A 6,522-nucleotide genomic window follows, 5' to 3' on the forward strand; every position below is an offset into this window, starting at 1 on the left:
AAAAACTACTGTCCACTAGAAATTGCAGCTTTACGCATTTCGTCATAATTTTGCAATTCTCTCCAACTTAAACGTCCAGCACGAGTCACTGCGTCAGGCGCTGCTGTACGTTTGCTGCCATTAGGTCCACTGTCAACTTTGGTAATTGATGTGGTAATTTTACGGCTACCCGTCGCGTTTCTATCTCCGGTAGTAGTCGATGTATAAATAATCACTGGTGATGTTAATAAACCAATCGTTGACAAAGTACCAGTAACATCCGAATTCAATCCAGTTAACACATCTACCATATATTCACGACCGCCGCCGCCGGAACAAGGATCGTTGCTTGGAATTAAGGTGTTAAAAAAGTAATAGTTACCAGCAATTGCACCGGGTAATGTGTGATGAATGCGTTCACCGGTATTTTTGGAATCATAAAAATCAAAATACCAGCCTTTTTTTGTCCCAGTCGCCGTGCCATAAGTAAACTTATCACCTGTTAAAGTCAACCCAGTTCCAGACAAAGCAGTCGTTCTCGGTGCCAATTGACTACGTCCTGTCACCGCATCAGCAGTATATGTGGTATCAAGTATGGCGTAATAAGTATTCACTTGATAATTTACTGGTGTGACGTCATATGTTTCTAAATACTTTCCGGTGCCAAACAGAAGGATATAACCACCACTAGGAGCAAATACGATCTGAGGCTGCACAGTAATTGGCTGCGTCTCACCTGTAGGAGTTTTCGCAGTGAACACAGGTGTCGTTACTGTTTTAGCCTTTGATAAATCTATTCCAGTAAAATCAAACCGCCACATATTTCCTTGCAAATCACCTGCATAAACATAATTCACAGCACCGTCATTGCCGTATGTCACATTAGGGGCACCCAAGCCGTTACGCTGCGTCGCATCTTTAATTGGAGTTAGCAATTTGAAATAGTTTGAATTAATTGTCCAAGGGTCTCCCGGATTTTTGTCTAGCGAGAGTAAGAACAGAGCCCCCTGTCCTGTCGCAGACGGATTTGAATCGTAGTTATCATAGCCACTGGAAACAACGACAAAATTAGAATAGGTAGGATTATTTGCAGTTCCCCCCGTGCGGAACTTAGCAATCATTGGAGGTGAAAGCACATACCCCATATCAGCATCTATCTTATCTGTGAACTCCCAAAGAGCGCCCAACCCACCTGAGAAATTTGCTGGATTTGTGACATCAAGAGCAAACACCCCTTTATTACCAGCACCAAATCCCGATATTAATAAGGTTTTCCAGTTCCCTTTTACCTGAGCCTCTTTTACCGTGATACGTCCATCAACAAATGCCTGATGAGTATAATACGGGTCAGTTAACCTGTTTAATTTTGAAATTAATGCATTAGGAACATAAGAAAACAACTCAGTTCCGTTGTTCGCATCAAAGGCGTGAAGCATGCCATCATTCGAACCGACGTAAACAGCTTTCTGCCGATTAACATAGTTCTTATAAAAAGTACTATATCCCGTGCCAGTAATATTTTTTGCAGGTGCGCCATAGTACACGGGTGCACTATTAATAATATCACCCAGTACACTATCCCGAACCCTGAACTTACCTGTCACGTTACCTGACACATCTTTCGATTGCTCCTGACTCCGATCTCCCCGTAAAAAATTAATCCTATCCGTTGCAAAATTATCTACAATCCCAGTATGCGGATCTGTATTTAATGCAAGTAAATCTGTCACACTAAATGCACTTCCTGACGATGTAAATGAGGTTAAAGACAAGGAACCATCCGCTGCAATTTTGGATGTAAAAATATTACGACTCGCTGGTAAGGGATTTGGTGCAATCGAGGGTTTCGCAACTGGATCACCAGTTAGAATAATTCCGGCATCCCAAACAGGGGTCTGATTTGAGCCAATTGCGGATATTTTCTTCAGACTACCGGACCATTTCTCCGCCATAAACCCCGGAGCATAAACAAAAGGGTTATCACTTGCGTAATTTGAAGAAATACCAACACCTGCAAGATTCCCCCCGCTAGAAGCAACAGATTTAAAAATATTATCAATCGCTGCCATCATCTTCTTTGGTTCGCTGGCAAGAAAAAAATTGTCAGGATCAGTACCATTGCCGCTCGCCCATTCCTTATTATTATTAACGACCGTTTTACCGTCTGAATCAAATGTCTTAAATGGGTTTAAATCAAGGTTAAGATCATTAAAACCACCGTATTTTGCAGTCAGATAAAGCTGAGACAAACGTGGAGCGGTATTGCTCCTTGACGCATTATCAATAGAGCCATTCCCATTTTCATCAACGTCAATCGTAAAGGTTTTGACGCGCACTGGCTTATCAAGACGAATATCGTTCGTGTGAGCCCAATAGGCTGTACCCGCCATATAAAATGTTCCGTTACTCGATCCCGTATATGCTGTAGCCATATTCGCCAAGGAAGTAGCCGGAGCAGAATTGCCCGATGAAGACGAAGACTCCAAGGCTGCGACCAGACCAGTCTGCGTCGCCACATTAAAAGCAGGCCACTGTGTTGTTGCTGTATCTGCTGCGCGTTTAGAGCGACTTGCTCCAGTTAGAGTTCCACCTGGAATATAAGTATCTTGGTGAGTATTGGCATCACCAATGACAATAATATAATTTTTTTGACATGATGCCTCAATAGGATCAACCCAAGTTGTTAGCACTTGAAAGTTATCCTGCTCCGTTGTTGACATTGATGAATAAGCATTCGATGTCGGCTGTCTTCCTTGCAAATATCGAATACTCTCATAATACAACTCGCTCAAAGGATCATAGCCTTTGTAGTTTCCGGTACGCCCGAATTTATTAAGATAGTTAATAACACCACTATTTCCAGAGGTGTCATTTTCTGAGTTTGCAGCAAAAATCCCGGTATTAGCGTCCCATTCAGGGCGATCATTTACTTCTTCTGCAAAACCATTTACAGCACGATATTGTTTGTTGCCGACATACTTCAAAGGCGCACGTAACACCCCACCATAACGAGTATTCACGTTATTCATCAGATAACCAAAAGCACCATACCTTACGTTGTTCTGATTCCGCTGCATGTTTCCTACAGGTTTGTAACTACCATTGGGATATTTGAGACACAAATCTGTTCTCGTTGACGCTTCGTTAGCATCACATACCTGCACCCGAACAAGAAATTCACCTAGTGTTCTGTCTGTACCAGAAATCAACTTTGAATCACTAGACGATAAATTGGTAGGGTAAGTCCTATTAGTTGCACAACTAGCGGTAGTTGTCGCATCGTTAAATAAAATCTTATTATCACAATTCAGGATATATAGCGTTGTCACCGAATACGGTGTGACCTTATTTGGTGCACTTTGCGTTGTTGATGCTTTGATCGATTTTTTTGTAAAATAACCTGAATTGTAAAAACTACTATATAAAAAAGCTCTTTGTAATATCGTCTGGGTATCACCATCATAAATGCGATCTCCACCAGTCAGAGACAGCCGCAACATATCAATTGCAGACGATGAGGCCCAATTCATAAAATTACCACTGAACGAACTCCCGTCACATTCATAATTACTGTCTGCATTTCCGGAAATTTGAAAAAAAGAATTGGCAGCATTTGCCACAGTTGGTTGAGTATTCGACCAACTCGCTGTCTTTGAACTGCCAGTTGAGGTACCAGAAGTATTTACCAAAGTAAAACTCTTAACCCCGCCATTTGTATAGCATTTCTTAGAATTAAAATAACCAAGATATTCGATGGTTTTATTGTAGTCGCTTGCATTGCCATAAGCCGCTTTTACTGTTGGAAACTCCACGGAAAGATCCAACAATAAATTTGGTCTGACACTCCCCCCCCCCGAATAAAGAGGAGTGTTAGCCAGATTAACTACTGGCGGCGCGGCAACAACCAAGGTGCTAGCAAGTAAGGAACTGATTGAAACGACAGACTTAATTATTTTTTTCATATTAGCTCTCCGGCCAGAGTTCGAATGTTGACTCTGGTAGTACAAATTTTATGATTTAACAGCTTTTCTGTAGAAAGACTGTAAAACCACCTTAGCATTTGGATTAGGACCAAAACCAACTGCAGTAATGCGGAAAATATATTTGGTTTGATCGTCAGCCTTGCCCCCGGCTTCAGTATCCTGAACCGCTTCAATAATGTAGCGTGGCAACTTAGCCGGAAACGCCCCCTTTTCAGTCGTCATACTCTGCCCAGTAAAACGACCATATTTCACGGAGACGGAGCCAACACTATCATCAGCAATATTCACAGTTATCCAAGTTGCTTGCTGCCCCTCTACGGCAGCTGCACACATACCTTGATAAAGATTACCATCGCCAGATGCGCATCCCGCCTCGAAAAAAAGATTAGATGTTGCGTCGAATAAATTGCTTCTTCCATTGGCAAGAACGACTTGAGGATCAATATCCATTTCAGCGTCTTTTAGCGCTGCCTCAGCCGCATTTAATGCAATTTGGCGGTCACGATCGCTTCTTGACGCTTTTTCTCCTTGCAACGAAACCATTGCAAGAGAAATACTCAACATCAACACAACAATCAACATCAGCAACGAGACAATTAGCGATGCGCCCCTTTGTCGTTTTAACAAAGAAAACCGAGTTAAATTTACACCCGTCTGTGACATAATTTTTAATCTAAACATATTCGACTCAATTTGGAGAACGGCAAGTGTCACGGTCAGGATCAACATCACAAATATTACGAACCTGAATCGTCGCGTTATATATTTTTCGTATTCTATTTCTCCTTGATTCAGGTATATCTGCCTCCCTGATAGTGGTACCTTTATCAACTCCAGAGCTCGTGGATGCATAGCTCGCACCAAACAAGTCGTAAGTTGTTTTAGTCTCATCCAGACGCGAATACTGTGCACCGCTGACAAGCAAAGCAATTTTTATTTCTGTGATTTTTTTCCAAAAAGTTTTACGGTTCAAATCTTTGGCTTTTTCATCCGCAGTATTACCATCCAGCACCAAAGCTGCATCTAAAGCATTCACAGCCGTCGCAGTTAAAAATTTATTTGCAGTACCATCCTTAGGATTGCTAGTATCAACACCATACAGCACCTGAAAAGACTCAACTCCTCTGACAAGCGCCTGCGCGCTCCATTTACCAGAGTCAGAACTATAATATTTACAGAACAACTCAGGTTCACCATTGGCATCGTTCGCCACGTAATAAATACTCCATCCACGGTCCTGGTCTGCTGTATTTGATGAAACAGGTTCAGGAACGGAAAATCCTGCACAATTGCTTACAGATCCATCACCAGTACCGATTTTTCCAGACCCAAAAAAACGAATGGCTAATAAATCACTAAAATTTACTGAATTACCGGTAGCAGAAGCAATATCATCAGATGTTGCAGATACGCTATTTGCATCCATGCCAACAATGTCAGCACTTGCAGTAGACGGTGTAATTTTTGCAGAATTAACGAAATCATAATTTACATAGCCAGCCTGACGGACCGACCGAGAAATGTTATCTAACGCAAAGCGAGTTGTGTCCTGCGCCTCCTTTCCTTCGGTTTGACTAAGAAATGATTGCTTTGTAGAAATAACTAAGCCTGTTGCAGCTAATACTACGAGTAGCCCAACAGTTATTGAAATAAGTAATTCAATCAAAGTTAATCCATTCTGCTTCCCATTCAAAGAAGCTACCGAGGGATACTTAAGAGCATTTTTAAACATAACTATTTCACGTAAGATTCAACAGTCAGCGCAACACTTGGTGGTGTTACCCCATTACTAGTAACAAAACTTCCATCAGGATTTTTGCTCTTCCAGCCAATTTTTATCGTTAATCCCGCATTAGAGTCAGCTGTGCAAGTCCATGTAAGGGCTTTAGCAGAAGTATCGAACGGCGCTGAGTCACGGCAAACTAAAACTCTGCCGCCTGGAAGTAGTTTTTTTACATTGACCAACCACTCGTAAATATCTGCTTTTGCCAAATCATTTGCATTGCAATTAGCAGAGGAACTATAACAAAGCGTAGGCGCAGTCGGAGCAGAGTCAGAAGCAGAATCGTATCTAATATTTGCAAACAAATTCGCTGAATCGGATAACTTCATTTGAGCATCGCTTGAACGCATCTTATCTGCAAGCTCGTTTGCCAATTCAACTGCAATAGTCTGATATCCGCTTTGCTGAGATGTACGAACTGCGGCCAGTTGCAATCCTGCAGCGCCGATTACTCCGAGCGCCAACACGAAGACGGCAATGAGCACTTCGACTAAAGAGAAGCCTTTTGCTTGAGTAGAAATCATGATTCTCATGGTAATTTTTTCAGTATGTCATTTTAAGTCCTCTGCACTAAGAAGTGCTTACCATTCGTCGAGCTATACTGGCCGCTGGTCGGTGTAAGAGAATCGAATAAGGAAACAGAAGACGGCAGAAAGAAGAGCGAGAATGAGGAAGATGCGCCGGAATCAGAAATAAAGCCAGCGGTACCGAAGCATGAAGAAGAAGAAGAAGAAGAAGAAGAAGAAGAAGAAGAAGAAGAAGAAGAAGAAGAAGAAG

5 protein-coding genes are annotated in these 6,522 nt (G+C 42.0%); all 5 read right to left on the reverse strand.

Annotation, left to right across the window (positions count from 1 at the left end):
• Positions 1-5: 5 nt before the first annotated feature.
• Positions 6-3,941: a pilus assembly protein gene (locus KDM87_RS15010; protein WP_212679826.1), complete on the reverse strand. Its 3,936-nt coding sequence runs from the start codon at positions 3,939-3,941 to the stop codon at positions 6-8.
• A gap of 48 nt (positions 3,942-3,989) precedes the next feature.
• Entirely contained in the window at positions 3,990-4,691 is a 702-nt protein-coding gene (locus KDM87_RS15015; protein ID WP_212679827.1) for a pilus assembly PilX family protein, read from the reverse strand.
• Entirely contained in the window at positions 4,651-5,694 is a 1,044-nt protein-coding gene (locus KDM87_RS15020) for a PilW family protein (protein ID WP_212679828.1), read from the reverse strand. The genes KDM87_RS15015 and KDM87_RS15020 overlap by 41 nt, the downstream gene beginning before the upstream one ends.
• A gap of 2 nt (positions 5,695-5,696) precedes the next feature.
• The gene (pilV, locus tag KDM87_RS15025) at positions 5,697-6,269 is read right to left on the reverse strand and encodes a type IV pilus modification protein PilV (protein ID WP_212679829.1); all 573 of its coding nucleotides are present in this window, start codon (positions 6,267-6,269) and stop codon (positions 5,697-5,699) included.
• Positions 6,270-6,301: 32 nt separating this feature from the next.
• A partial coding sequence (locus KDM87_RS15030; protein ID WP_212679830.1) for a hypothetical protein occupies positions 6,302-6,522 on the reverse strand: 221 nt, incomplete at its 5' end.

Origin of the sequence: Cognatundibacterium rivi (genome assembly GCF_018139565.1) — a bacterium.
Classification (GTDB): domain Bacteria; phylum Pseudomonadota; class Gammaproteobacteria; order Burkholderiales; family Burkholderiaceae_D; genus Undibacterium; species Undibacterium rivi.

Coding starts and splice junctions, on each gene's coding strand:
- pilV (WP_212679829.1), bottom strand. CDS start 6,269: ATGATTTCTACTCAAGCAAAAGGCTTCTCTTTAGTCGAAGTGCTCATT.
- KDM87_RS15020 (WP_212679828.1), bottom strand. CDS start 5,694: ATGTTTAAAAATGCTCTTAAGTATCCCTCGGTAGCTTCTTTGAATGGG.
- KDM87_RS15015 (WP_212679827.1), bottom strand. CDS start 4,691: ATGTTGATCCTGACCGTGACACTTGCCGTTCTCCAAATTGAGTCGAAT.
- KDM87_RS15010 (WP_212679826.1), bottom strand. CDS start 3,941: ATGAAAAAAATAATTAAGTCTGTCGTTTCAATCAGTTCCTTACTTGCT.